This is a genomic window from Mangrovimicrobium sediminis, from assembly GCF_004745945.1.
In the GTDB taxonomy this organism is placed as follows: domain Bacteria; phylum Pseudomonadota; class Gammaproteobacteria; order Pseudomonadales; family Halieaceae; genus Mangrovimicrobium; species Mangrovimicrobium sediminis.
In genome coordinates this window covers 1-1,156 of sequence record NZ_SRLE01000022.1, presented here as the reverse complement: position 1 = coordinate 1,156, position 1,156 = coordinate 1, and the positions used below count along the sequence as shown (strand labels likewise).

General features: G+C 52.8%; 1 protein-coding gene. It reads right to left on the bottom strand.

Annotated elements, in window-relative coordinates; translation table 11 throughout:
• Nucleotides 1–81: 81 nt before the first annotated feature.
• Entirely contained in the window at nucleotides 82–696 is a 615-nt protein-coding gene (locus E4634_RS20845) for a macro domain-containing protein (protein ID WP_135446622.1), read from the bottom strand.
• Nucleotides 697–1,156: the final 460 nt, after the last annotated feature.

The following is a 1,156-nucleotide window of genomic DNA, read 5'->3' as shown; positions in this document are numbered from 1 at the left end:
GCTCAAGATGGCAATTAACGCTTCAAGCAGGGGCCCGCGTTAGCGGGTCCCGGCGCGAAGCGCCCTTGCTGCCTTGACTTGTTAGGCATTTCTGGGGGCCACCACTAGCGAGTAGTGCAACTCCTGTGCACTAAACCACGATTCCGGGAACTCATGCTTCTCGTAGAGAACCTCTTCGACTGCATGACGTATCTGCTTTGCACAAACGATGGGGTTGATTTCGCCAACACCTGTACCCAAGCCGGGGACTGCGATTGTGTTGATCATTTCTGAGATGGCTTTCATTTCGTGCTGCCCATGCTTGATAAGTATTAGCACAGCTCGCATCGCTAAATAGGGATTGGGAGAATTGTGGAGGCTTTGTGGCACTCTCATCGTTGGTGCTGCAATCAAAAAAGGCACCTCTTCATTTTCGGTCGGAACAAGTTCCGCTTGGCCGACGAGAAGCTGTCCGTGGTGTCGAGCGCGGATTATTTCTTGCAATCGTGACTGCACTCCCCAGCCGAAATGATTGCTGTAAGCTAAATCAATTCCCCCATCCATAAAGCCGAAACTGTTTGCGGGACTAACCACGGCATCGCACTTTACGTCTAGGATAGAGCCGCATACGATTTCAACACAATCCAGGTCGGCGCAATGCTTTCTCCAAGCATTGTGGAGATCCTCTTCTATTGCCACCAGCTTAATTCGAATCATGCGCTACCTAAAGATGCCTAACGCTTCAAGCAGGGGCCGCCGTTAGGCGGTCCCGGCGCGAAGCGCCCATGCTGCCTTGACTTGTTATGTGGCACGACGGATGCCTGATTGGAAAACCTGCATATTACCCCTCATGCACAACCTTCTTGGCAACTGACAATTTAGTTGCGGACTCTGCCCAACCCAGATGTTGCATGTGACAACCCAACTTTGACGCACCAGGGAGTGGCGAAAGGCTGAGCCCCGCCACCGAAAGATGACGTTGGCAGCCGAGAGACAAAAAATGCCAGGGTAGCTAGCGAACGCATTTACTTAATCCCCACTTGCAACTACCACATAACGCTTCAAGCAGGGGCCCGCGGCAGCGGGTCCCGGCGCGAAGCGCACTTGCTGCCTTTACTTGTGATGTGCCTTACTCATGCCATCCTTCGCTATGTTCATTTCCATCCTTGGATGAGCG

What these genes read in the sequence shown, in the direction of transcription:
- E4634_RS20845 (WP_135446622.1), bottom strand. Translation starts at nt 696, where the DNA reads ATGATTCGAATTAAGCTGGTGGCAATAGAAGAGGATCTCCACAATGCT.